The following is a 23,903-nucleotide window of genomic DNA, read 5'->3' on the forward strand; positions in this document are numbered from 1 at the left end:
CGTCCCGGCGGGGCCCGCCGGTGCGACGGGGGCGCGGCACGGTGATCCGGCGGGCGAGCTGCGGCTGACCCAGCTCCAGGCCATGGCCACGCACAACAGCTACCACCGCGAGGCGCCCCGGGCCGAGCAGCGGCTGATGGGGAGACACGATCCGAACTGGCGGACGCTGCGGTACGGCCATGCCGATCTGCCCGACCAGTTCGAGCGGCAGCGGGTGCGCGGTATCGAACTGGACGTCTTCCCCGATCCCGAAGGCGGGCTCTACGCCGAGCCGTTGATCCGCCGGGCGGCCGGGCTGCCCGGGCCCGTGGATCCGGCGCTGCGCAAGCCGGGGTTCAAGGTGCTGCACTGGGCCGACTTCGACTACCACAGCAGCTGTGCGACGCTGCGGGGCTGCCTCCGGCAGGTGCGGCGCTGGTCGCACCAGCGGCCCGGCCATGTGGCGGTGCCGGTGCTGCTGGAGCTGAAGCAGACCGATCCCCGGCTGGAGGAGCGGGGCGGTGCCGAGAGCCCGCCGTGGGACACGGCGATGCTCGACGCGCTGGACGCGGAGATCCGTTCGGTCTTCGCCGAGGACGAGATGGTCACCCCGGACGATCTGCGGCAGCGCGGCCGGACGCTGGGGGAGTCGGTGCGTGCCCGCGGCTGGCCGAAGGTGCGGGACACCCGGGGCCGGGTCGTGTTCCTCATGGACAACGACGACCGGGAGATCCAGGACGCCTACCGGGCGGGCGGGCGCGCGAGCCTGGAGGGCCGGGTGCTGTTCACCGACTCCGAACCGGGCCGTGCGGACGCCGCGTTCATGAAGGTCAACGACCCGACGGGCCGGAACCAGGCGGTCATCCGGGACCTGGTGCGGCGCGGCTACTACGTGCGGACCCGCTCCGACGTCCCGCTGGAGCAGGCCACCAGCGGGGACACGGCCATGCTGCGGGCCGCGCTCGGCTCCGGGGCGCAGATGGTGAGCACCGACTTCCCGGTGCCCGGCCTGGCCGAGCGGTACGGCTCGGACTATGTGGCCGAACTGCCCGGCACCGACGGCCCGGTGCGCTGCAACCCCGTGACCGTGCGGCGCTGCCCGCCGGGCACACCGGAGCGCTGAACTCCGGCCGGGCTCAGGCGGGCTGCTTCTCCTGCTCGGCCTCGACCTGGGCGTTCCACTCCCGCTTGGACGCCTGCCAGCCGTCCTCGTCGGAGCCGAGCCGCCAGTAGCCGGAGATGGACAGCTGTTCGCGGGCGACCTCCCGCTCCAGGCGCAGATGCCGGCGCAGTTCCTTGACGAAGCCGGCCTCGCCGTGGACGAAGGCGTGCACCCGGCCGTCGGGGAAGGTCAACTCGCGCACGGAGCGCACCAGTCGGTCGCCGACCCGGCCGGAGCCGCGGTGCAGCCAGACGATCTCGCTGCCCTCGGGCGCGGGCAGCGGCTGCTCCTCCTCCGGCCCGGCGACCTCGATCAGGGCGTGCACCGGGGAGCCGGCGGGCATCCGGCCGAGGGCGGCGGCGATGGCGGGCAGGGCGCTCTCGTCCCCGGCGAGGAGGTGCCAGTCGGCCTCGGGGCTGGGCGTGTAGGCGCCGCCGGGGCCGAGGAAGAGCAGCTCGTCGCCGGGGCGGGCGGCGAGCGCCCAGGGGCCGGCGAGGCCCTCGTCCCCGTGCACGACGAAGTCGATGGTCAGCTCGCGGTCGTGCGCGTCCCAGTCACGCACGGTGTACGTCCGCATCCGGGGCCACTGGTCGCGCGGCATCTCGGAGCGGATCCGGGCCATGTCGAACGGCTCCGGGTAGACCACGCCCGGGACCGGGAAGAGGAGCTTGATGTAGTGGTCGGTGAATTCGCCGGCCTCGAACTGGTCCAGCCCGTCACCTCCGACGACGATGCGCACCATGTGCGGGGTGAGCTGCTCGGTGCGCACCACGCGGGCACGGTGGAGCTGGGGCTGCTTGCGGGCAGGGCGCTCTGCCACGGGGGCCTCCTGGCGCGACGAGGGGCGGTGCTCAACTTAGGCTTACCTAAGTTAGCAGATCACTCCGCGAGAACCGAGAGCAGGCGGCGCAGCGATCCGCCCAGGCCCCAGCGGGCGTCCAGCGCCTCCAGCGCCTCCGGGTCGCGTGGGGTGCGCGGCAGGGCGACGGGAACCTCGGGCAGCTCCACGTCCCGGGCCACCCGCACCACGCGGGGAGCGGCCGCCAGATAGGCGGCGGCGTCGCGGAACTTGGTGCGCTGCGCCGGGGTGAGCCGGGAGACCGGGTCGTCGGCCGCTGCCAGGATCCCGGCGAGATCGCCGTACTCGGCCAGCAGCTTCGCCGCCGTCTTCTCGCCGATGCCGCGTACGCCCGGCAGCCCGTCGCTCGGGTCGCCGCGCAGCAGCGCCAGATCCGCGTAACCGGCGCCGTCCACACCGTACTTGGCGTGCAGGGCCGCGCCGTCGTACACGTCCAGGCTGCCGACGCCCTTGACGGGGTAGAGCACCCGGATCTCCCGCTCGTCGTCGACGAGTTGGAAGAGGTCGCGGTCGCCGGTGACGACGTCGACGGGGCCGTCGGCGCGGGTCGCCAGGGTGCCGATGACGTCGTCGGCCTCGTAGCCGGGGGCGCCGACGCGGGCCAGGCCGATCGCGTCGAGTACCTGCTCGATCACCGGCACCTGGGGGGAGAGGGTGTCCGGCGTCTCCTCCTCGTCCGGGCCGCCGGTGTGCTCCTCGGCGACGCGGTGCGCCTTGTACGAGGGGATCAGCTCCACCCGCCAGGCCGGGCGCCAGTCCTCGTCCATGCAGGCCACCAGCGCGTCGGGGCGGTGGTCCTGGACGAGCCGGGCGATGAAGTCGAGCAGGCCGCGGACGGCGTTGACGGGGGTGCCGTCGGGGGCGCGGACGGTCTCCGGGACGCCGAAGTAGGCGCGGAAGTACAGGGATGCGGTGTCCAGCAGCATGAGGCGGCTGTGTGCGGTGTGGGCTGTGGTGATGGTCACGGGCCGATGATGCCGCACGGCGGGGACACGGACCGTGACGCGGGTGCTCCGACGAGCGGGAAGCCGGCTGGCTCGAAACCTTTTCCTGTGACTGGCGTCACGTTTGGTTTGGAATCCTGAACTCCGAGCAGGAGCAGCTGTGTGGGGCTGGTGTAGGCTGCACCTTTCTGGTATGCGCCGTTTGATGCGATTTGCACCGCCACTGACACGGCGTGCGGGGATGCCGGACAACTGTTGTCGATCCAAGAGGTGAATGTGTCCAGGCTGAGAGCTGAACACCTGTACAAGGTGTTCGGAAGGAGACCAGACCAGGCCGTGGGCCGGCTGGAGGCCGGAGCGGACCGCGAGGAGCTACGTGCCCAGGGCACGACCGCTGCCGTGATCGACGCTTCCTTCGAGGTCGAGGAGGGGCAGATATTCGTGGTCATGGGGCTCTCGGGCTCCGGTAAGTCCACGCTGCTGCGCATGCTGAACGGCCTGCTGGAGCCCACCTCCGGCCGGGTGCTGTTCGACGGGCAGGATGTGACCGCCCTCAAGCCGCGGGAGCTGCGTGAGGTCCGTGCGACGAAGATCAGCATGGTCTTCCAGCACTTCGCCCTCTTCCCCCACCGCAGCGTCCTGGAGAACGCGGCCTACGGGCTGGAGGTCCAGGGCATACCTCGCGAGGAGCGCGACAAGCGCGCCACCGAGGCCCTGGAACTGGCCGGCCTGAAGGGCTGGGAGAAGTCCTGGCCCGACGAGCTGTCCGGCGGTATGCAGCAGCGGGTCGGTCTGGCCCGCGCGCTGGCGACCGACGCGGACCTGCTGCTGATGGACGAGTCCTTCAGCGCCCTGGACCCCCTGATCCGCCGGGACATGCAGGACCAGCTGCTCGAACTCCAGAAGACACTGAAGAAGACGATCGTCTTCATCACCCACGATCTGAACGAGGCCATGCGCCTCGGCGACCGGATCGCCGTGATGAAGGACGGCCGGATCGTCCAGAACGGCACCGCCGAGGACATCCTGGTGCGTCCCGCGACCGACTACGTCGCCTCCTTCATCCAGGACGTGGACCGCTCCCGCGTGCTCACCGCCGGCGCGATCATGGAGGACACCAAGACCGACGCCGCCGCCCTCGGCAAGGACGGCGACGAGGCGTCCACCATCACCGCCGAGACGCCGCTGCACGAGCTGTTCACGCCGTTCTCGTCCAGCGACGACGCGATGATCGTCACCGACGACTCGGGTGCGCCCGTCGGCGTCATCGACCGGGAGCGGCTGCTGGCCGCGCTCGGCGAGGAGCCGCAGGTCGACGAGAACGCCGCAGCGAACGCCGCGTCCGACGGCGGTGCCGAGACCGCCGACGGCGCCAAGAACTCCGGGGTGACCGCACGTGCCTGAGTTCCACCCCGGTGACTGGGTCGAATCCGCCGTCGACTGGTTGCAGAAGCACCTCGGCTGGCTGTTCGACTTCATCAACACGGTCCTGTCCGGACTGTTCGACGCCATCAACGCCGTCCTCGGCGGCGCGGAGCCGCTGCTGCTCGCCGGCATCTTCGCCGTGATCGCCTTCTGGCTGCGCGGGCTGCTGGCCGGTGTGGTGGCGTTCGTCGGCTTCGCCTTGATCGACACCTTCGGGTTGTGGTCCGAGGCGATGTCGACGCTCTCGCTGGTGCTGGCCGCCGCGGTGATCACGATCGTGATCGCGGTGCCGGCCGGTATCTGGGCCTCGCGGTCCAAGACCGTGAGCGCCTTCGTACGCCCGGTGCTCGACGTGATGCAGACGATGCCCGCGTTCGTGTACCTGATCCCGGGCGTCATGTTCTTCTCGGTCGGTACGACCCCGGGTCTGCTGGCGACGATCATCTTCGCCATGCCGCCCGGTGTCCGCATGACCGAGCTGGGCATCCGGCAGGTCGACAGCGAACTGGTCGAGGCCGCCGAGGCGTTCGGTACGCAGCCCAAGCACACGCTGACGCGGGTGCAGCTGCCGCTCGCGCTGCCGACGATCATGGCCGGTATCAACCAGGTCATCATGCTCGCGCTGTCCATGGTGGTCATCGCCGGTATGGCCGGTGCGCCCGGCCTCGGTGAGCGTGTCTACGCGGCCGTCACCCAGGTCCAGGTCGGCCTCGGTGTCGAGTCCGGTGTGGCCGTCGTCATCCTGGCCATGTACCTGGACCGGATGACCGGTGCGCTCAACGCCCGTGTCTCGCCGCTGGGCCGCCGTGCCGCGGCCAAGGCGTCCGCGATGATGGGCCGGATGCGCTTCGCGCGCTACAAGCCCGGCACCGCCGTCGCCCTGTGCGGTGTCGTCGTGCTGGCGCTGGTCGCCGGCGGGATGAACATCGCCGGCTCCGGTGACGAGGGCAAGGCGTCCGCCGGCACGAACGTCGGCAAGGGCCAGCAGCTCAACATGGGCTACATCCCGTGGGACGAGGGCATCGCCACCTCCTACCTGTGGAAGGAGGTGCTGGAGCGGCGCGGCTTCAAGCCGAACCTCAAGCAGCTGGACGCCGGCCCGCTCTACACCTCGCTGGCGCAGGGCCAGACGGACTTCCAGACCGACGGCTGGCTGCCCACGACGCACAAGCAGTACTGGGACAAGTACGGCTCCAAGATGGAGAAGCTGGGTTCCTGGTACGGCCCGACGTCGCTGGAGCTGACGGTGCCCAAGTACGTCAAGGGCATCAAGTCGCTGGAGGACCTCAAGGGCCAGGGCAAGAAGTTCAAGGGCAAGATCATCGGCATCGAGTCCAGCGCCGGTGAGATGAAGATCCTCAAGGACAAGGTCCTCAAGGACTACGGCCTGGAGGGCGAGTACAAGGTCGTCGCCTCCAGCACCTCCTCGATGCTGGCCGAGCTGAAGCGCTCGATCCAGAAGAAGGAGCCGGTCGTCGTCACGCTCTGGTCGCCGCACTGGGCGTACAACGCCTACGACCTGACCAAGCTGGACGACCCCAAGGGCTCCTTCGGCAAGGGCGAGAACCTCTACAACGTCGCCCGCAAGGGCTTCGCGGAGGACCAGCCGACGGTCGCGCACTGGCTCAAGAACTTCCACCTGAAGGAAGAGCAGCTCACCTCGCTGGAGAACAAGATCCAGGACGCGCCCAAGGGCGAGGAGCAGAAGGCCGCTGCCGACTGGCTGGACGAGCACAAGGGCTTCATCGACAAGATGGCCCCGGTGCCCGGCGGCAAGAAGAAGCAGGGCAAGGACGCCGGCAAGGCCGTCAACGTGGGCTACTTCCCCTGGGACGAGGCCATCGCGACGACCTACCTGTGGCAGAACATCCTGGAGGACCGCGGCTACAAGCCGAACGTCAAGCAGCTCGACCCCGGTCCGCTGTACACCTCGCTGGCGCAGGGGCAGATGGACTTCCAGACGGACGGCTGGCTGCCCACCACGCACGAGCAGTACTGGAAGAAGTACAAGGACAGACTCACGGACGTCGGTCCCTGGTACGGCCCGACCTCGCTGGAGCTGTCGGTCCCCGAGTACGTCAAGGGCATCGACTCGCTCGAAGACCTCAAGGGCAAGAGCGACAAGTTCGACGGCAAGATCACCGGCATCGAGTCCAGCGCGGGCGAGATGAAGGTGCTCAAGAAGGTCCTCAAGGACTACGGGCTGGACAAGGAGTACAAGGTCGTCTCGTCCAGCACCTCCTCGATGCTGTCCGCGATCGACCGCTCGGTGAAGCAGAAGAAGCCGATCCTGACGACGACCTGGTCCCCGCACTGGGTGTACAGCAAGTACCCCATGAAGAAGCTCGACGACCCGAAGGGCTCGTGGGGCAAGGGCGACAAGATCCACGTCACGGCCAAGAAGGACTTCAAGAAGGACTTCCCCGAGCTGTACGGGTGGCTGAAGGACTTCCACATGTCCGAGGACGACCTCGGCTCGCTGGAGGCCGCGATCCAGAACGGCGGCAAGGGCAAGGAGAAGGAGTCCGCCCGTAAGTGGCTCGACTCCCGTCCCGGCCTGATCGACAAGCTGGCGCCCGTCAGCTGATCCGGCCGACCGGCCCCCGCACAACTGCACAGACAGCGGAGCCTCCGCTTCACCCCGGTGATCACCGCGGTGAAGCGGAGGCTCCGCTTTGTGTAACGGCTCGTTGTTTTTCGGCAACTCGTTTGTGATGCATGTCCTTGCGCGGTGCGGGCAGGCGCGCTCCCCGGATCGCCGGAGACCCGGCGGTCCCGTCTGTGACGCCACAACGCAACAGAAGGGCTCGATGCGTGACTGCGCAACCATCGGCACACCCACCCGGTGAGAAGAATCCACTGGAGCAGCAGGGCCTGGGACGGCTGACGGCCTCGGTCGCGCACCGGGTGTTCTGGCCATCCGCCGTGATCATTCTCGCCTTCGTCCTCTATGCCGTCATCGGCCAGGAGAGCGCCGCGGAACAGGTGGCAGGCGTCCAGGAGGCGATCGGCGACAACCTCGGCTGGTTCTACACCGCCCTCACCTCGCTCTTCGTGATCTTCGTCCTGTGGGTGGGTCTGGGCCGGTTCGGCCGGATCCGGCTCGGCAAGGACGACGAGAAGCCGGAGTTCTCCACGTCCTCGTGGTTCGCGATGCTGTTCGCCGCGGGGATGGGCATCGGCCTGGTCTACTGGGGCGCGGCCGAGCCGCTGAACTTCTTCGTCTCGCCCAAGCCCGGCACCGGCGACGGCGACCCCGCCAAAACCGAGGCCGCGATGGTGCAGACGTTCCTGCACTGGGGCGTCCACCCGTGGGCGATCTACGTCGTCGTCGGCCTCGCCATGGCGTACGCGGTGCACCGCAAGAACCGCCCCGTGTCGATCCGTTGGGCGCTGGAGCCGCTGCTCGGCGACCGCGTCAAGGGCAAGTGGGGTGACGCCATCGACGTCATCGCCGTCGTCGGCACGCTCTTCGGTGTGGCCACCTCGCTCGGCCTCGGCGTCATGCAGATCGCCAGCGGGCTGAACTTCCTCGGCTGGGTGGACGAACCCGGCAAGCCGCTGATGGTCGTGCTGATCGCCGCCATCACCGGGCTGGCCACGCTCTCGGTGGCCTCCGGCATCGGCAAGGGCATCAAGTGGCTGTCCAACGCCAACATGGGCATCGCCGCCCTCATCATGCTGTTCGTCATCATCGTCGGCCCGACGCTGTTCATCGCCAACGGCTTCGTGCAGAACGTCGGCGGCTATTTGCAGAACGTGCTGCGGCTCAGCTTCGACACCGGCGCCTCCCACGGCGCCGAGGGACAGTCCTTCGTCAACACCTGGACCGTCTTCTACTGGGGCTGGTGGATCTCCTGGGCACCCTTCGTCGGCGTCTTCATCGCCCGGATCTCGCGCGGCCGCACCGTCCGCGAGTTCGTCTGCGGCGTGCTGCTCGTGCCGACGCTGCTGACCTTCTTCTGGTTCGCCGTCTTCGGCGGCACGGCCGTGCACGGCCAGTCCACCGGCAAGGAGAACTACCTGGTCGACGGGGCCGTCAGCACGGACAACGCGCTCTTCCAGCTGCTCGACACACTGCCCGGCGGCAAGCTGGTGGCCGGGATCGCGATCCTGCTGATCGTGCTGTTCTTCGTCACGTCCTCCGACTCGGCCTCCTTCGTGGTGGACATGCTCTCCTCCGGCGGCAACCCCAACCCGCCGGTGTGGAGCCGGGTGTTCTGGGCGGTCATGGGAGGCGCCGTCGCCGCGGCGCTGCTGCTGGCCTCCGACCTGGCCAGCGCGTCCTCGCTCAACACCCTCAAGACGACGGCCATCATCATCGCCCTGCCGTTCAGCATCGTCATGATCGGCATGTGTATCGCCACGACGAGAGCCTTCCTGGCGGAGCACCGGGCCTACGAGGCCGCCCGCCGCACCGCCGAACAGGAACGCATCATCGACCGGACCGTCGCCGCGCTGGAGGACGGCCAGGCCGACGACGCCGCCGACCGGAAGGTGCCCGCCGCACGCACCACCGAGGACCGCCCCCCGGAACCGGCCGGCTGACCCCGCCCGGCCCTCAGCGGCCCTGAACACCCGCCCAGGCGCCCGGAGTTGACCTCCGGGCGCCTGACGCGTGTCCGGGGGCCTTCCTCGCCCGAGAGGGCCGTGGCGCGAGACGGGCGGACTGCCGGGAGGCCGTGTGCCCACCCGGACCTCGGTCCGGCTCGGCAACCGAGGCCGCCTTCCCGGGGAACCGGGGCCCCGCTAGCCTCACTTCACGTGACACGGCGGTGGGCCGGCGGCGGGGAGCCGTCGGCCTCCTCCCGGTGACGGGTGCGCCGGCCGTCGTCACACCGGTGCGCACCGGGCGGGCCCTCCCGTGGGCGGCGAGCGGTGGAACCGGAGGGGGAAGCGTTTCCGTCGAGCGGGCGGCAACGTCGTCGCGCCGCACGGGGACAGGGGCCGTGCGGCATGCGCAGGGGAGGGACCGTGGAAGCGGGGTACGGGGTGTCCCGCCCGCAGTGGCTGCCGGCCGGTGCGTCGGCGCGCCGGCTGTTCGTCGCCGAAGTACGGGCACATCCCGGCCGGGTGGCCGGTGCCGCGCTGGCCTGTGCGCTGACGGCGGCTGCGACGGGGGCGTGCGTGCTGCTGCTCGTACGCGCCGGGTCCGGGGACCTCCCGGAGGGCTCGGTGGCCGCCGCACAGGCGCGGGACGCACGGGATCTGCTGTCGCTGCTGCTGTCCCTGTTGCTCATGTGCGCCGTGCTGGTGATCGGGACGACCACGTCCCTGTGGACGGGCCAACGTCTCGGCCAGTTCGCGGTGTTGCGTGCGCTCGGGGTGACCGCGGGACGGCTGCGCCGGCTGGTGGCGGGCGATGTGGCGCGTCTGTCCGTCGTCGCCGCGGCCGTCGGCGCCGTGGGCACGGCTCCCCTCGCGAGGCTCGGCCACCGGCTGCTGCGGGAGCGTGCGCTCTTCCCCGCGGGGGTGCCCGCGCCCTCCGCGGGTCAGATGTGGGCCGTGGCGGCCGCGGTGTGCGCGGGAACCGGCGCGGTGGCCGTGCTCGCCGCGCTCGCCGGTGTGCTCGCCGCGGGCCGGGTGCGGCCGGCCACGCTTCTCAAGGACGCCGGGGCGGCCGTGGCGTCCACCCGCAGCCGGGGCCGTCTCGTCACAGGGCTGGCCATGGTTCTCGGGCTGTGCCTGCCGCTGCTGTGCGTCATGGCGTTCCTGGACCTGCCGGTCACGATCCGGGCGGCTGTCGCCCCGGGGCTCGCGCTCATGCTGATTCCCACGCTCGCGGTGCTCGCCCCCTGGCTGGTGCCTCCTCTCGTACGTCCGGTGGCCGCCGTGCTCCGCGTCGACCGGCGGGTGGGGCGCATCGCCGCGGCGGGGCTGCGGGCCGCACCGGCACGGACCACGGCCATGGCCGTCCCCGTGCTGCTCGCGGTCGGTACGGCCGCCTGCCTGCTCGGTACCGGTGCCACGATGGGCGAGGCCGTCCGCGCCCAGACCGAGCAGGCGTTGCGCGCGGACGCCGTCGTCACCGCGGAACCCGGGCACCGGCTGCCCGCCGAGCCGGCCGCGCTCCCCGGCGCCACGGTGGCGGCGCCGGTGGCCACCGAGGTGGTGCCGCCCCCGACGCCCTACGACGACGGACCCGCGCCGGTGGCGGCCTGGGGCGCGGACGGGCGTGCGCTGGCGCGGACCGTCGATCTCGACGAGCGGGCGGGCCGGATGCCGGCCCTGCGCGAGGGCACGTTCGCGGCCGGAGCCACCCAGGCGGACGCCCACCACTGGCGAACCGGCCAGCAGGTGCGGCTCACCCTGGCCGACGGCCGGCACCGGACCCTCACCCTGGCCGTGATCTACCGACGCGACCTGGCTTTCCCGCAGTTCGTCCTGCCCCGCGGGACCGCGCTGGCGCACACCGAGGCCCCGCACGCCGACAAGGTGCTGATCCGTGGCGCGTACCAGCAGTGGCCACGGCACGCCGGACAGCGGGTCGCCGCGCGCGCCGACCATCTGGACGGTCTCCGGCCGCGCGCACCGGCCGACGACCTCGCCGCCCGCCTCATCGTCTCCGTCGTCGCGGGATACACGCTGCTGGCCGCCGCCAACAGCTGCGCACTGGCACAGCGCGACCGGCGGGCGCAGCGTGCGCACCTGCGCGCGATCGGCCTGGGGAAGGGCCAGTTGGCGCGCTGTGTCCTGTACGAGTGCGCGGGCGCCGTGGTGGTCGGAGCGGCGCTGGCGGCGGCCACCGCGGTCGTCTGCCTGGTGCCGTTCGCCGCCGCCCTCGGCGCCGGTGTGCTGCCCACCCTCGACCTGCCCTGGACGCTCGGGATCCTGGGCGCGGCCGTCGTGGCGGTGACCGTCCCCTCCGTCGTGACGGCACATCCGTTCTCGGCCGTGCGGGAGCAGTTCGCGAGGAGGACGACATGAACGACAGAACGAACGGGGCCGTTCCGAAGACAGGCGCCGAAGAGCCACCCGTCCGAGGGTCGTCCGCCGAGGAGCCGCCGCCCCGGCTGCCGTCCGTCCACGTGTCCGCCGACAACCAGCGCGACCCCGAGGCCAGTCGGGCCCGGCCCGGGCCCCGGGTCGTGTCGTTGGTGCCCTCGCTCAGTGAGGCTGTGGCGGTGACCGCGCCGGGGGTGCTGGTGGGGGCGACGGACTGGTGCAGTCATCCGGGTGGGCTGGAGGTGGTCCGGGTGCGGGGGACGAAGAATCCGGATGTCGCGCGGATCGTCGCGCTGGGGCCCGACCTGGTGCTGGCGAACGAGGAGGAGAACCGGGAGGCCGACCTCGCGGCGCTGCGGGAAGCGGGGCTGCGGGTGCTGGTGACGCGGATCCGGTCGCTGGAGGAGGGGTTCGCCGAGCTGCGGCGCGTGCTGACGCAGGGGTGCGGGCTGCCCGTTCCGGGGTGGCTGGTGCGGGCGGAGGCCGAATGGGCGGCGGTACGGGCGGAGTTCGCCGGGGTGCGGGCGGTCGTTCCGGTGTGGCGCCGGCCGTGGATGGTGCTGGGCCGGGACACCTTCGCGGGGGCGCTGCTCGCGGAGCTGGGCGTGCGCAACGTGTACGCCGCGCACGCCGAGCGCTATCCGCGGGTGCCGATCGGTGAACTGGCCGCCGAGGGGCGGGCGGACGTCGTCGTGCTGCCGGACGAGCCCTACCGGTTCACCGGGCGGGACGGGCCCGAGGCGTTCCCCGCGGTGCCCGCCGCGCTGGTCAGCGGACGCCATCTCACCTGGTACGGGCCGTCGTTGGAGGAGGCGCCGCGGAACATCGCCGGGGCGCTGCGAGCAGCTCTCCGCTGAGGACACCGCGTGCCGTCCGGAAGCCGGCGACGGCCCAGGCGACGACCAGGCACACGTACAGCACGGCCGACAGCCAGCCGAACGCGGCCAGTTGGGTGTGGCGCTCCAGGGAGGCGGCGCCCGTCACACAGGTGCCGACGGGGAAGGTGAAGGCCCACCAGGTCATGGAGAAGCCCATGCCGTGGCGTACGGCGCGGACCACGAGGGCGACGGACAGGGCCAGCCACAGCAGTGCGAAGCCGATGACGGGCACTCCGTAGATCACCGCGGCCGAGGCGAAGGTGTGCGGTGCCGCGTCGGCGAGGTTGCCGAGGGCCGTGGTGGACTGGCCGAGCGGCCCGAGCACGAGGAAGAGCGTGGGTGCGAGGGCGGGCGGCAGCGGGCCGTGGTGGACGAGCCGGGAGAAGACGGCCGGCAGGATCAGCAGCGTCGTCAGCAGGCTCATGCCGAACAGCGCGAAGCAGCCGAGCACCATCGTCGAGGCGGCCTGCCCGGCGGGCAGATGGGCGGCCAGTGGCGGGCCCAGCGCGGCCGAGACCATGGGGGCGACGACGGGCAGCAGCCACACCGGCCCCGCGGTGCCCGGCTCGATGGCGTGCCGGGCCACCATCAGATAGGGCACGGCGACGGTCGCGACCAGGCCGACGAGGGTGCCCGCCGTCCACAGCACCGCGTCGATGGCGACGCCGCCCGGAAGGTCCAGGGCGAGCGCCCCGCTGCCGACCGCCAGCATGCCCATCGACAGGCAGCCGTAGAAGGGGGCGACGGCCGGGTCGAGCAGATGGGCGCGTGCCTGGTCGCCGTGGCGCAGCCAGTGCCCGGCGCGGGCCACGAGCAGCACGGCGAGGAGCGCGGCGGCCAGCAGCCACACGGCCACGAGCGGGGCGTGCGGCAGCTCCACGGGCAGCGCGGCCCCGGCGCCGGCGACGATCGCGGTGCCCATGACGGCCGCGTACCAGTTCGGTCCCAGCGCGCGGAGCCGGCCGGTCGGCGCGGGCCCGGGCGCGGGCCCGGGTGCCGTGTCCGGTGGCGGCCCGTCCGTCGGTGCGGTGGTGGCGGGGCCGGGGGCCGCGGACTGCTGGGTCTGCCGGGCGGGTGTCGGTACGGCGGTCATGGAACCACTGTTGCGCCTGGTCAGGGCCTCCACCAGGGAGTCCGTCCCTATGAGGGCATAAGCTGGGGCTATGAGTCGGACACGGGCCGGGGAGCTGGCGCACCGGGTGCCGGATCTGGGCGCGCTGGAGCTGCTGCTGGCCGTCGCCCGGCTGGGCAGCCTCGGGCGGGCCGCGCGGGAGACGGGCGTGAGCCAGCCGGCGGCCAGCGGCCGGATCCGGGCCATGGAGCGGCAGCTGGGCGTCACGGTGCTGGAGCGTTCGCCGCGCGGCTCCCGGCTCACCCCGGCGGGAGCGCTGGTCACGGACTGGGCGCGGCGGATCGTGGAGTCGGCCGAGTCCTTCGACGCGGGGGTGGCCGCGCTGCGGGACCAGCGGGACTCCCGGCTGAGCGTCGCCGCCAGCATGACGATCGCCGAGTATCTGCTGCCCGGCTGGCTGATCGCGCTGCGCACCCAACTGCCCGGCACGGCCGTCTCGTTGCGGGCCGGCAACAGCGCCGCCGTCGCGCGTGCCGTGCTGGACGGAGAGGCCGACCTCGGGTTCGTCGAGGGGCTCGGGGTGCCGGCCGGCCTGGACGGCACCGTCATCGGGCACGACCGGCTGCTCGTCGTGGCGGCGCCGGGGCACCCGTGGACCCGCCGCCGCACGCCCCTGCCGCGCGCCGAACTGGCCGCCGCCGGGCTGGTGTTGCGCGAACCGGGGTCCGGCACCCGGCAGGTGCTGGACGCGGCGCTGGCCGAGCACGGCGGGCTCGCGCCGCCGCTGCTGGAGCTGGCCTCCACGACGGCGGTGAAGGCGGCGGCCGTCAGCGGGGCGGGCCCCGCCGTGCTCGGTGAACTGGCCGTGGGGGAGGAGCTGTCGGCGCACCGGCTGGTGGAGGTGCGGATCGAGGGGCCCGCGCCGGTGCGTGCGCTGCGCGCCGTGTGGCCCCGGGGCGCACGCCCGGCCGGGCCGGCGCGTCAGTTGCTCTCGCTCACCCGTTCCCAGCGCGTGGAGCCCGCGGCGGGCGGCTGAGCGCCCGGGGCGCCGGCGTCCGCGGGGCGCCGCCTGCCCGGGTGCCGCGCTCTCCGGGCCTCCTCGACGAGCGCACGCATCAGGCGCAGATCGTCGCCCGCCTCGGGATGCCACTGCACACCGAGCACGAAGCCTTCCGCCGCGGGGAGTTCGAGCGCCTCGACGGTGCCGTCCGCCGTGGCGTGCGCCCCGGCCACCAGCCCGTCGCCGAGCCGGTCGACGGCCTGGTGGTGGTAGGTGGGCACCTCGACGACGGGCTCCGGCAGCACCGAGGCCAGCAGCGAGCCCGGCACGGGCGTCACCCCGTGGTCGGTGAACACGCCGCGCGGCCCGCGGTGCGCCGGGGTGTCCGGCAGATGCTGGAGCAGGGTGCCGCCCCGTGCGACGTTGAGGATCTGCATGCCCCGGCAGACGCCGAGCAGCGGCACGCCCCGCGCCAGGGCCTCACGGGTGAGCGCCAGCTCCCAGGCGTCGCGCTCCGGGTAGGCGGGCCCGGTGCGGGTGTCGCGCACGGCGCCGTAGCGGGCCGGGTCGACGTCCGGGCCGCCGGCGGTGACGAGGCCGTCCAGCCGGGCCAGGGTGTCGCCCGCCGCCGCGGGATCGTCGTCCGGCGGCAGCAGCACCGCACGGCCGCCCGCCCGTTGCACGAGCCGGTGGTAGCCGGCCGGGAGCAGGGCGGCGGGCAGCTGCCAGTCGCCCCAGCGGGCCGAGGGTTCCAGATAGGTGCTGACGCCGATGAGCGGGGGAGCGCCGGGCGCGGGGGCTGCTGCTGGCTGGGTCATGCCGGTCCGTTCCGTGCGGGGGCAGGGGTGAACTGTGCCGCGTGTCCATCGTGGGGGAGCGGCGGGTGGGGCGGGGGCAGGTGCGCGCGGGGGCGGGCGTGTGCGGTGGGCGCTCGGCGGGAGTGGGGTGCGAGTGCGGTGGCGTCTGGCGGGGCTTGGGGCTCGGGTGGGAGGCGGCGCCGGGTGTCTGCTCTGCGGGTGGCCGGGGTGGCCGGGGTGGCCGGGGTGGCCGGGGTGGCCGGGGTGGCCCGGCGTCCGGGCGTCCGGGCGTGGCCGGAGTGTGCCCCGGCGTCCGGGCGTCCGCGCGTCCGGGGGTGGCCGGAGTGCCCCGGCGTCCGGGGCCGGGCGTTGGGGGCGGTCCCGCTGCCGGGGCCGGGCCGGGGAGGCGTGCAGGTCTCGCTCAGTCGCGTAGCTCCGCCTCGGCCTCGGCGAGCGCGGCGAACTCCTCCTCGGGGGCCGCAGCGACGAGCCGGTGGCGCGAGTACAGCGCGAAGTAGGCGAGCGCGACGGCGTACACGCCCAGGGCTATGAGCGCCGCCTGCTCGTCCACCAGGAAGGTCGCCACCAGCGCCGCCAGCGCGAGGAGGAACGCGACGGAGGAGGTGACCACGCCGCCCGGCGTCCGGTAGGGCCGGGGCAGCCCGGGCTCGCGCCTGCGCAGCACGAGGTGCGAGAGCGACATCAGGGCGTAGGAGATGGTCGCGCCGAACACGGCGATGTTGAGCATCTTCGCGCCGTCCCCGCTGCCGGCCGCCAGCGCGAAACCGAGCGCGCCCGGCAGCAGCAGCCCCAGGTAGGGCGCCTTGCGGCGGCTGGTCAGGGACAGGAAGCGGGGCAGGTACCCGGCGCGGGAGAGCGCGAACAGCTGGCGGGAGCCGGCGAAAATGAGCGAGAAGAAGGACGCCACCAGCCCGGCCAGACCCGCGTAGTTGACGATGCGGGAGAGCGCGGTCGGCTCCCCGTGCGGCTGGAGGGCCTCGACGAGCGGATTGCCGACGTCCTGGATCGCGGACGAGCCGCGTGCGCCCGTCGCGGCGAGGAAGGTGAGCAGCGCGAGCACCAGCAGGACGGCCATCGAGGAGGCCATGGCCTTCGGCAGCGTCCTGGCCGGCTCGCGGGTCTCCTCGGCCGCCAGCGGCACCCCTTCGACGCCGAGGAAGAACCACATGCCGAACGGGAAGGCGGCCCAGATGCCCAGCACCCCGAAGGGCAGCCAGGATCCGGAACCGAAGGCGCCGGAGTCGGCGGGGATGTCGTTCAGGTGGGCGGTGCTGAACTCGGTGAAGGCGCCGAAGACGAAGACCAGCAGCGCGGCGACGGCCACCGCGGTGACCACCAGCGAGAACCGCAGCGCCTCGCCGACGCCCCACAGATGGACGCCGATGAAGAGCACGAAGCAGGCGAGGTAGACCGGCCAGCCGGACTCCAGCCCGAACAGCCCCAGGGATTCGACGTAGTCGCCGATGAAGCAGACGATGGCGGCCGGGGCCAGCACGTACTCGATGAGGATGGCGGTGCCCGTCAGAAAGCCGCCCCAGGGGCCCAGGGCGCGGCGCGCGAAGCCGTAGCCGCCGCCCGCCGTGGGCAGCACGGCCGCCAGTTCGGCCAGCGAGAAGACCATGCAGGTGTACATCACGCCCATCAGCACCGCGGCGATCGCCAGTCCGCCGAATCCGCCCTCGGCCAGGCCCGCGTTCCAGCCGGAGTAGTCGCCGGAGACGACATAGGCCACGCCGAGCCCGGTCAGCAGCAGCGGTCCGGCGCTGCCGCGCCGCAGGGTGCGCCGCTCCAGATACGCGGCGTCGGCGTCGGAGGGTGCGCCGTCGGCCCGGCCCGGTGGCGCGGTCCGTCCGGCCGCCCCGCGTTCGTCGGTTCCTTCGGACATGACCACACTCCCGCCGTCAGCCATTGGTGTGCTGGCATACCTTTGTGCCGGGGGAGCCCGCGGCGCAACCCCCCTGCGGGAAAGAGGGGTTGGGGTGCGGGTGCGGGTGCGGGTGCGGGTGCGGGTGCGGGTGCGGGGGTGCGCGGCGTGTGCAGAAGCAGGCGCTCCGAGTGTGAGCAGGTGTCCGGGCGCGAGCAGGCGCGGGGCGCAGGCGGTCGGCGCAGAGCGCAGGCGGTAGGTGTGGGCGGAGTGCCGGGCGGGTCCCGGGTGGCCCGGGGGCCACGACGGTCCGGTAGCTCCGGTCAGGCGGAGGGGCCGGTAGGTCCGGGCTGCACGGCCGGACGGGTGCGGTCCGGGCGGGCCGCAAGGGTCAGGGGAGTGCGGTGTTCAGGCCAGGAAGCCGCGGAGCAGGGATGCTGTGCCCGCGCAGTGTTCGCGTGCGATCGCCCGCGCGCCCTCGGGGTCGCGGTCCAGCACCGCGGCGACCAGCCCGGCGTGCTGGTGCTGCGCGTGCTCCAAGTTGCGCACCAGCAGCGGGATCCGGCCCAGCAGATCGTTCAGCCGGGCCCGGACGGCGGCGTACTGGGCGGCCAGCGAGGGCGAGCCGGACAGCTCGGCGAGGGTCAGATGGAAGAGGGTGTCGTGCCGGCGGTAGTCGGGCAGCGCGGTGTCCCGGGTGGCGTCCAGCGCCTGGCGCAGCCGCTCCTCCTCCGCGTCGGACAGGTCGCGTGCCGCGCACAGTTCGGCCGCGCCGGCCTCCAGCACCTCGCGGAACCGGAGGGTGTCCTCCAGGTCCACGTCCGGGCCCAGGCTGCGGGCCGCGCCCTCGCCCGGCGCCGGTGCCCGGACGAACGTCCCGCCGTAGCGCCCGCGCCGCGCCTCGACGAGCCCCTCCTCGGTGAGCACCCGCAGCACCTCGCGCAGGGTGACCCGGCTGATGCCCAGCCGCTCGGCCAACTCCCGCTCGGCGGGCAGCCGTTCGCCCGCGCCGACGAGGCCGAGCCGCAGCACCTGGAGTATCTGCTCCAGCGCCTCCTCGAAGCCGTTGCCCGCGCGTACGGTGCGCAGCACCGTGGCGAGCCTGTCCGTACCCGGCCCGACGCCGGTCCGCCCCTCGGTCATGGCGCCCTCGCCCCCTGCTTCCGCTGCTCGTGCTGCTTTCCGGTCCCGGACTCCTCCGCCCGGTGTCCGGCCGACCCTTCCGCTGCAAAGGTCTTCATGGCTACCTTATGGCTCCCGGCGGACCGACAGGAGGCCACGCGTGGCAGACCGCACCCCACCACTCGCCGTCGACGAGCTCCAACGCCTCGTCGACAGCGGTGAGATCGACACCGTCGTCCTCGCCTTCACCGACATGCAAGGACGCCTCCAGGGCAAACGCTTCGCCGCCCCCTACTTCCTCTCGGACGTGCTCGACGGCGGCAGCGAGGGCTGCAACTATCTGCTCGCCGTCGATGTCGACCTCAACACCGTCGACGGCTACGACATGGCCTCCTGGGAGCGCGGCTACGGCGACTTCGCCATGCTCGGCGACACGGCCACCCTGCGCCGTCTGCCCTGGAACCCCGGCACCGCGCTGCTCACCGCCGACCTCGCCTGGCACGACGGCAGCCCCGTCGCCGCCTCGCCCCGGCAGATACTCCGCCGCCAGCTCGACCGGCTCGCGGAGCGCGGCTGGAGCGCCTACGCGGGCACCGAGCTGGAGTTCATGGTCTTCCAGGACAGCTACGAGTCCGCCTGGGACGGCGGCTACCGCGGGCTCACCCCGGCCAACCGGTACAACGTCGACTACTCCATCCTCGGCACCGGCCGCGTCGAACCCCTGCTGCGGCGGATCCGCAACGAGATGGGCGCCGCCGGGATGACCGTCGAATCCGCCAAGGGCGAGTGCAACCTCGGCCAGCACGAGATCGCCTTCAAGTACGCCGACGCGCTCACCACCTGCGACCAGCACGCCGTCTACAAGACCGGCGCCAAGGAGATCGCCGCCCAGGAGGGCCGCTCCCTCACCTTCATGGCGAAGTACGACGAGCGCGAGGGCAACTCCTGCCACATCCACCTCTCGCTGCGGGACGAGGCCGGGCGCCCCGTCCTCGCCGACGACTCGGCGCCGTACGGCATGTCCCCGCTGATGCGCCACTTCCTGGCCGGACAGCTCGCCGCCCTGCGGGAGTTCACCCTGCTCTACGCGCCCAACATCAACTCCTACAAGCGGTTCCAGCCCGGCTCGTTCGCGCCCACCGCCGTCGCCTGGGGGCCGGACAACCGCACCTGCGCCCTGCGCGTCATCGGCCACGGCGCCGGACACCGGCTGGAGAACCGGGTGCCCGGCGGGGACGTCAACCCCTACCTCGCCGTCGCCGGGATGATCGCCGCCGGGCTGTACGGCATCGACCACGAACTGGAGCCGCCCGAGGCGTGCACCGGCAACGCCTACGCCGGTGACGCCGTGCACGTGCCCACGACGCTGCGTGAGGCCGCCGCGCTGTGGGAGGAGAGCGCCCTCGCCCGGGACGCCTTCGGTACCGAAGTGGTGGACCACTACCGCAACATGGCCCGCGTGGAACAACGGGCCTTCGACACCGCCGTGACGGACTGGGAGCGCGTCCGCTCCTTCGAACGCATGTGAGGACCCCCTTGCCGGACCTGCCCGACCCGACCGAAGCCGCCACCGCCGCCACCGCCACCGCGGCCGCCACCGCCACTGCGCACCCGCCTCCGCCGCCCGCCGGGCCCCGGGAGCAGCTCACCGTCCACGACCCCGCCACGGGCCGGGAGTTGACCACCGTCCGCGCCGCACTCCCCGAGGACGTCGACCGGGCCGTCGCCCGCGCCGCCGAGGCCCAGCGCGGCTGGGCGGCCCTGGCGCCCGCCGACCGCGCCCGGCTGCTGCGCCGCTTCGCCGGCACCGTCGACGCGCACATCGAGGAACTCGCCCAGCTGGAGGTCCGCGAGGCCGGCCACCCCGTCGGCAACGCCCGCTGGGAGGCCGGCAACGTCCGCGATCTGCTGGAGTACGCGGCCGGCGGCGTCGAACGGCTCACCGGCGCACAGATCCCCGTCGCCGGCGGCGTCAACCTGACCTTCGCCGAGCCCCTCGGCGTCGTCGCCGTCATCGCCCCGTGGAACTTCCCCATGCCGATCGCCGCCTGGGGCACCGCACCCGCGCTGGCAGCCGGCAACGCCGTCGTCCTCAAACCGGCCGAGACCACCCCGCTCACCGCGCTGCGGCTGGCCGAACTGGCCCTGGAGGCCGGGCTGCCCGAGGGCCTCTTCCAGGTGCTGCCCGGCGAGGGGCCGGTCGCGGGGACGGCGCTGGTCGACCACCCGGGCGTGGCCAAGGTCGTGTTCACCGGCTCCACCGCCGTCGGCAAGCAGATCATGGCCCGGTGCGCCGCCACCGTGAAACGGGTGACGCTCGAACTCGGCGGCAAGAGCCCGAACATCGTCTTCGCCGACGCCGATCTGGAGGCCGCGGCGGCGAGCGCCCCCGGCTCCTTCCTCGACAACACCGGGCAGGACTGCTGCGCCCGCAGCCGCATCCTCGTCCAACGCGACGTCCTCGACCGGTTCCTGGAGCTGCTGGAGCCCGCCGTCCACGCCTTCACCGCCGGGGACCCGGCCGACGAGGCCACCGCCATGGGCCCGCTGATCTCCGCGGCCCAGCGCGCACGCGTCCGCGGCTACGTCAGCGAGGACGCCCCCGCGCTCATTCGCGGCCGGGTGCCCGACGGGCCCGGGTACTGGTATCCGGCGACCGTCCTGGAGGGCCGCCCGGGGGACCGCGCCGCCGTCGAGGAGGTCTTCGGGCCCGTCGCCGTCGTTCTGCCCTTCGCCGACGAGGACGAGGCCGTCCGGCTCGCCAACGACACCGCGTACGGGCTGTCCGGCTCCCTGTGGACCCGGGACGGCGCCCGCGCCCTGCGGGTCTCACGGGCCGTCGCCGCGGGCAATCTGTCGGTCAACTCGCACAGCAGCGTGCGCTATTCGACCCCGTTCGGGGGCTTCAAACAGTCCGGGCTCGGCCGCGAACTCGGCCCCGACGCCCTGGCCGCCTTCACCGAGACCAAGAACGTCTTCATCAGCACCGGGGAGCAGCAGTGACCGCAACCGACACCACCGCCGTCTGCCGCCGCCTCGTGGGCCGCACCGCCGTCGTGACCGGGGCCGGCAGCGGCATCGGGCTGGCCGCGGCGCGGCGGCTCGCCTCCGAGGGCGCCCACGTCGTCTGCGCCGACATCGACGACACCAGCGGGAAGGCAGCGGCCGAGGAGACCGGCGGGCGCTACGTCCGCGCCGATGTCACCGACGCCGACCAGGTCGAGGCGCTCTTCGCCCGCGCCCACGAGACCTACGGCTCCGTCGACATCGCCTTCAACAACGCCGGCATCTCACCGCCCGACGACGACTCCATCCTGGAGACCGGCCTGGACGCCTGGAAGCGGGTGCAGGAGGTCAACCTCACCTCCGTCTATCTGTGCTGCAAGGCGGCGCTGCCCTATATGCGGGCCCAGGGCAAGGGATCCATCATCAACACGGCCTCCTTCGTCGCCGTCATGGGCGCCGCCACCTCGCAGATCAGCTACACCGCCTCCAAGGGCGGGGTGCTGGCCATGTCCCGCGAGCTGGGGGTGCAGTTCGCGCGCGAGGGGATCCGGGTCAACGCGCTGTGCCCCGGGCCCGTCAACACCCCGCTGCTGAAGGAGCTGTTCGCCAAGGATCCCGAGCGGGCGCAGCGCAGGCTCGTGCATGTGCCGGCGGGGAGGTTCGCCGAGGCGGAGGAGATCGCTGCCGCTGTGGCGTTCCTCGCCAGTGATGACGCTTCGTTCGTGAACGCCGCGGAGTTCCTCGTGGACGGGGGGATCGCCGGAGCCTATGTGACGCCTCTGTAGGCGCCTGTCGCCCTGTCGCCCTGTCGCCTGTCGCCCTGTCGTGCTCCGTCCGGCTGCTGGGTCTGTTGCGTCCGCGGCGTCTGTTGCGTCCGCGGCGTCTGCCCCCTGCTGTTCAGGCGTCGCGCCAGGGCGCTCGTCCTCAAACGCCGGACGGGCTCTCCATTGTCCTCAAGCGCCGGACGGGCTTTTCGTTGTCCTCCAGCGCCGGACGGGCTTTCATGCGGTCGTCGGTCTTCGGGGCGCGGGGGCGGGGTGGTGGAGAGGTGTGCGGGGAGGCGGATGTAGCGTGCACAGGTCAACGCTGACCGCAGGAGAACGCAGGAGAGGCGCATGCGCAGCAGACCCGCCCTGACCGTCCTGACCGTGGCCGTGGCCCTCGCCGCCACCCTCAGTTCGGCCCCGGCCCAGGCCGACCCCCGCCCGGACACCCGCTCCCACCACTGCCCCCAGCTCTCCGACGACCTCCCCTGGTACGGCGCGAACCGCGCCAAGCTCCAGCGCACCATCGACGAGCGCGGCACCTGCTCCCCCCACCACCGGGGCGGCAAGCACCGTCCGATCGCGGCGTTCGACTGGGACAACACGATCGTCAAGAACGACTCGACGGACGCCACCATCGCCTGGGCCCTGCGGCACGACAAGATCCTCCGCCCGGAGCGCTGGTCCGACACCAGTCAGTGGCTCACCCCGGAGGCCGACCGCGCGCTGACGAAGGCGTGCGGTACGGACGTGCCCGTCGGCAGCCCGCTGCCGACCTCGACGAACGACGCCTGCGCCGACGAGATCCTCCAGGTGCGCGGCGAGGCCGAGACGATGAGCGGCGAGCCCGCGTTCGAGGGCGAGTGGAACCACCGCCGTACCGTCCCCCAGTACGCCTGGGTACCGCAGCTGTTCGCCGGGCACACCGTCGCCGAGCTGCGCGCCTACGCGCGGGCGGCCCGCGACGAGGCGCTCGCCGCGCCGATCGGCAGCGAGCAGAAGGTCGGCACGCACACGGTGCCCGCCTACAGCCGCTACTACGACCAGCAGAAGGACCTCGTCCGCACCTTGCAGCGGGCCGGTTTCGACGTCTACATCGTCTCCGCCGGCTCCGAGCCGGTGACCGAGGAGTGGTCGAAGGGCGTCGGCATCGACCGCCGGCACACCCTCGCCATCCGCAGCGTCGTCCGGCACGGCCGGATCACCACCTGGACCGAGGGCTGCGGCGGGCAGCCGGTCAGCAAGGGCGGCACGATCCCGTACATCGACGGCAAGCGCTGCACGATCAACGAGCGGATCTACGGCATCAAGGGCGCCGCGGCGTGGAAGAAGCAGGACGCCCGGCACCGGATCGCCATCGGCGGCGGTGACGCGGACACCGATGTGACCTTCGTCGGCGACGCCACCGGCACCCACCTCGTGCTCAACCGCAACAAGCCCGAGATCATGTGCCGTGGCTACGACGACGCGGACGGCCGCTGGGCGGTGAACCCGATGTTCATCGAGCCGCTGCCGCGCAAGAAGGAGTCCTACCCGTGCGCCACCGAGGGCTTCACCCGGCCCGACGGCAGCCTGGGCCCGGTCCGGCGCGACGACGGCTCCGTCGTCCCGGACCAGTGGGACACCGCCTTCGGCGCCTGACGGGGCCCGCGCACCGCGCCGCACCGTCCTGACGACCGGCCCGGTTCCGTCCGCCCGCACCGGCGGCGGGGCCGGGCCGCGTCCTGTGCGGGCCGCGTCCGCGTCCTGCGCGGGTTCCGCCCTGTGCAGGTTCCGCCCTGTGCGGGCCGCGCCGGAGCGCCGTGTCCTACGGGACCGTCATGGTCTCCTACAGGAACGTCATGCCTTCGCCCCGGTACGTCGGCACGGAATCGGTCACCCGGTCCCCCTCGACGAGGTGCAACCGGTCGAAGCGCTCGCACAGTTCACCGGCCTTGGCGTGCCGGAACCAGACCTTGTCACCGATGAGCAGATCGTCGGCGGGCGGGCCCAGCAACGGCGTCTGCACCTCGCCGGGGCCTTCCTGCGGGTCGTAGCGCAGGCCCGCCGGCAGATACGGCTGGGG

The 23,903-nt window shown here is 72.8% G+C and carries 17 protein-coding genes and 1 pseudogene; 11 read left to right on the forward strand and 7 right to left on the reverse strand.

The features are described 5' to 3' along the window. On the forward strand, positions 1–1,102 hold a 1,102-nt coding region (locus SCA03_RS32000), incomplete at its 5' end, for a phosphatidylinositol-specific phospholipase C1-like protein (protein ID WP_218037786.1). A 13-nt stretch (positions 1,103–1,115) separates the two neighbouring features. On the opposite strand, the gene SCA03_RS32005 is transcribed toward SCA03_RS32000, so the two are convergent. Together SCA03_RS32005 and SCA03_RS32010 are read right to left on the reverse strand one after the other, a co-directional pair. After that, a complete protein-coding gene (locus SCA03_RS32005) occupies positions 1,116–1,961 on the reverse strand; it encodes a siderophore-interacting protein (RefSeq protein ID WP_086817622.1) in 846 nt (281 codons plus the stop codon). A 59-nt stretch (positions 1,962–2,020) separates the two neighbouring features. Continuing rightward, positions 2,021–2,926, reverse strand: a complete 906-nt coding sequence (locus tag SCA03_RS32010; RefSeq protein WP_086817624.1) for a 5'-3' exonuclease — start codon at positions 2,924–2,926, stop codon at positions 2,021–2,023. A 294-nt stretch (positions 2,927–3,220) separates the two neighbouring features. Here SCA03_RS32010 and SCA03_RS32015 point away from each other — a divergent pair, with 294 nt between their 5' ends. The 5 genes from SCA03_RS32015 to SCA03_RS32035 all read left to right on the forward strand — a co-directional run bounded on the left by SCA03_RS32015 (position 3,221) and on the right by SCA03_RS32035 (position 12,171). Further along, entirely contained in the window at positions 3,221–4,348 is a 1,128-nt protein-coding gene (locus SCA03_RS32015) for a quaternary amine ABC transporter ATP-binding protein (protein WP_030884119.1), read from the forward strand. Next, a complete protein-coding gene (locus tag SCA03_RS32020; RefSeq protein ID WP_030884116.1) occupies positions 4,341–6,956 on the forward strand; it encodes an ABC transporter permease/substrate binding protein in 2,616 nt (871 codons plus the stop codon). The genes SCA03_RS32015 and SCA03_RS32020 overlap by 8 nt, the downstream gene beginning before the upstream one ends. Positions 6,957–7,183: 227 nt before the next feature. Further along, a complete protein-coding gene (locus SCA03_RS32025; protein ID WP_230989050.1) occupies positions 7,184–8,917 on the forward strand; it encodes a BCCT family transporter in 1,734 nt (577 codons plus the stop codon). 426 nt (positions 8,918–9,343) lie between these two features. Continuing rightward, positions 9,344–11,296, forward strand: coding sequence for an FtsX-like permease family protein (locus SCA03_RS32030; protein WP_170223863.1), 1,953 nt, complete (start codon positions 9,344–9,346; stop codon positions 11,294–11,296). Then, positions 11,293–12,171, forward strand: a complete 879-nt coding sequence (locus SCA03_RS32035; protein WP_218037787.1) for a helical backbone metal receptor — start codon at positions 11,293–11,295, stop codon at positions 12,169–12,171. The genes SCA03_RS32030 and SCA03_RS32035 overlap by 4 nt, the downstream gene beginning before the upstream one ends. On the opposite strand, the gene SCA03_RS32040 is transcribed toward SCA03_RS32035, so the two are convergent. Next, on the reverse strand, positions 12,098–13,285 hold the full coding sequence (locus SCA03_RS32040) for a TDT family transporter (protein WP_141275804.1): 1,188 nt from the start codon (positions 13,283–13,285) through the stop codon (positions 12,098–12,100). The genes SCA03_RS32035 and SCA03_RS32040 overlap by 74 nt on opposite strands. A 70-nt stretch (positions 13,286–13,355) precedes the next feature. Here SCA03_RS32040 and SCA03_RS32045 point away from each other — a divergent pair, with 70 nt between their 5' ends. After that, positions 13,356–14,300, forward strand: a complete 945-nt coding sequence (locus SCA03_RS32045; protein WP_030894666.1) for a LysR family transcriptional regulator — start codon at positions 13,356–13,358, stop codon at positions 14,298–14,300. Here the strand turns inward: SCA03_RS32045 and SCA03_RS32050 are convergent. The 3 genes from SCA03_RS32050 to SCA03_RS32060 all read right to left on the reverse strand — a co-directional run bounded on the left by SCA03_RS32050 (position 14,246) and on the right by SCA03_RS32060 (position 18,089). Continuing rightward, the gene (locus SCA03_RS32050) at positions 14,246–15,082 is read right to left on the reverse strand and encodes a gamma-glutamyl-gamma-aminobutyrate hydrolase family protein (protein WP_078873472.1); all 837 of its coding nucleotides are present in this window, start codon (positions 15,080–15,082) and stop codon (positions 14,246–14,248) included. The two genes, SCA03_RS32045 and SCA03_RS32050, sit on opposite strands and share 55 nt — an antisense overlap. 400 nt (positions 15,083–15,482) lie before the next feature. After that, positions 15,483–16,967: an ethanolamine permease gene (eat, locus tag SCA03_RS32055; protein WP_141275805.1), complete on the reverse strand. Its 1,485-nt coding sequence runs from the start codon at positions 16,965–16,967 to the stop codon at positions 15,483–15,485. A gap of 387 nt (positions 16,968–17,354) precedes the next feature. Beyond that, positions 17,355–18,089: a FadR/GntR family transcriptional regulator gene (locus SCA03_RS32060; RefSeq protein WP_030884091.1), complete on the reverse strand. Its 735-nt coding sequence runs from the start codon at positions 18,087–18,089 to the stop codon at positions 17,355–17,357. Between the two features lie 139 nt (positions 18,090–18,228). Here SCA03_RS32060 and SCA03_RS32065 point away from each other — a divergent pair, with 139 nt between their 5' ends. The 4 genes from SCA03_RS32065 (at position 18,229) to SCA03_RS32080 (ending at position 23,479) form a co-directional block, all read left to right on the forward strand. Then, entirely contained in the window at positions 18,229–19,596 is a 1,368-nt protein-coding gene (locus SCA03_RS32065; protein ID WP_030894656.1) for a glutamine synthetase family protein, read from the forward strand. A 17-nt stretch (positions 19,597–19,613) separates the two neighbouring features. Continuing rightward, on the forward strand, positions 19,614–21,071 hold the full coding sequence (locus tag SCA03_RS32070) for an aldehyde dehydrogenase family protein (RefSeq protein ID WP_086818129.1): 1,458 nt from the start codon (positions 19,614–19,616) through the stop codon (positions 21,069–21,071). Beyond that, positions 21,068–21,859: a 3-oxoacyl-ACP reductase gene (locus tag SCA03_RS32075; RefSeq protein WP_030884082.1), complete on the forward strand. Its 792-nt coding sequence runs from the start codon at positions 21,068–21,070 to the stop codon at positions 21,857–21,859. The genes SCA03_RS32070 and SCA03_RS32075 overlap by 4 nt, the downstream gene beginning before the upstream one ends. A gap of 330 nt (positions 21,860–22,189) precedes the next feature. Continuing rightward, complete coding sequence (locus SCA03_RS32080; protein WP_141275806.1) at positions 22,190–23,479, forward strand: haloacid dehalogenase-like hydrolase; 1,290 nt, start codon at positions 22,190–22,192, stop codon at positions 23,477–23,479. Positions 23,480–23,666: 187 nt separating this feature from the next. On the opposite strand, the pseudogene SCA03_RS32085 reads toward SCA03_RS32080, so the two are convergent. After that, positions 23,667–23,903 (reverse strand): annotated as a pseudogene (locus SCA03_RS32085) (amino acid deaminase/aldolase); the annotation flags it as partial.

This window comes from Streptomyces cacaoi (assembly GCF_006539165.1).
GTDB lineage: Bacteria > Actinomycetota > Actinomycetes > Streptomycetales > Streptomycetaceae > Streptomyces > Streptomyces cacaoi.

Coding starts and splice junctions, on each gene's coding strand:
- SCA03_RS32010 (WP_086817624.1), bottom strand. CDS start 2,926: ATGCTGCTGGACACCGCATCCCTGTACTTCCGCGCCTACTTCGGCGTC.
- SCA03_RS32035 (WP_218037787.1), top strand. CDS start 11,293: ATGAACGACAGAACGAACGGGGCCGTTCCGAAGACAGGCGCCGAAGAG.
- SCA03_RS32040 (WP_141275804.1), bottom strand. CDS start 13,285: ATGACCGCCGTACCGACACCCGCCCGGCAGACCCAGCAGTCCGCGGCC.
- SCA03_RS32045 (WP_030894666.1), top strand. CDS start 13,356: ATGAGTCGGACACGGGCCGGGGAGCTGGCGCACCGGGTGCCGGATCTG.
- SCA03_RS32050 (WP_078873472.1), bottom strand. CDS start 15,082: ATGACCCAGCCAGCAGCAGCCCCCGCGCCCGGCGCTCCCCCGCTCATC.
- eat (WP_141275805.1), bottom strand. CDS start 16,967: ATGTCCGAAGGAACCGACGAACGCGGGGCGGCCGGACGGACCGCGCCA.
- SCA03_RS32060 (WP_030884091.1), bottom strand. CDS start 18,089: ATGACCGAGGGGCGGACCGGCGTCGGGCCGGGTACGGACAGGCTCGCC.
- SCA03_RS32080 (WP_141275806.1), top strand. CDS start 22,190: ATGCGCAGCAGACCCGCCCTGACCGTCCTGACCGTGGCCGTGGCCCTC.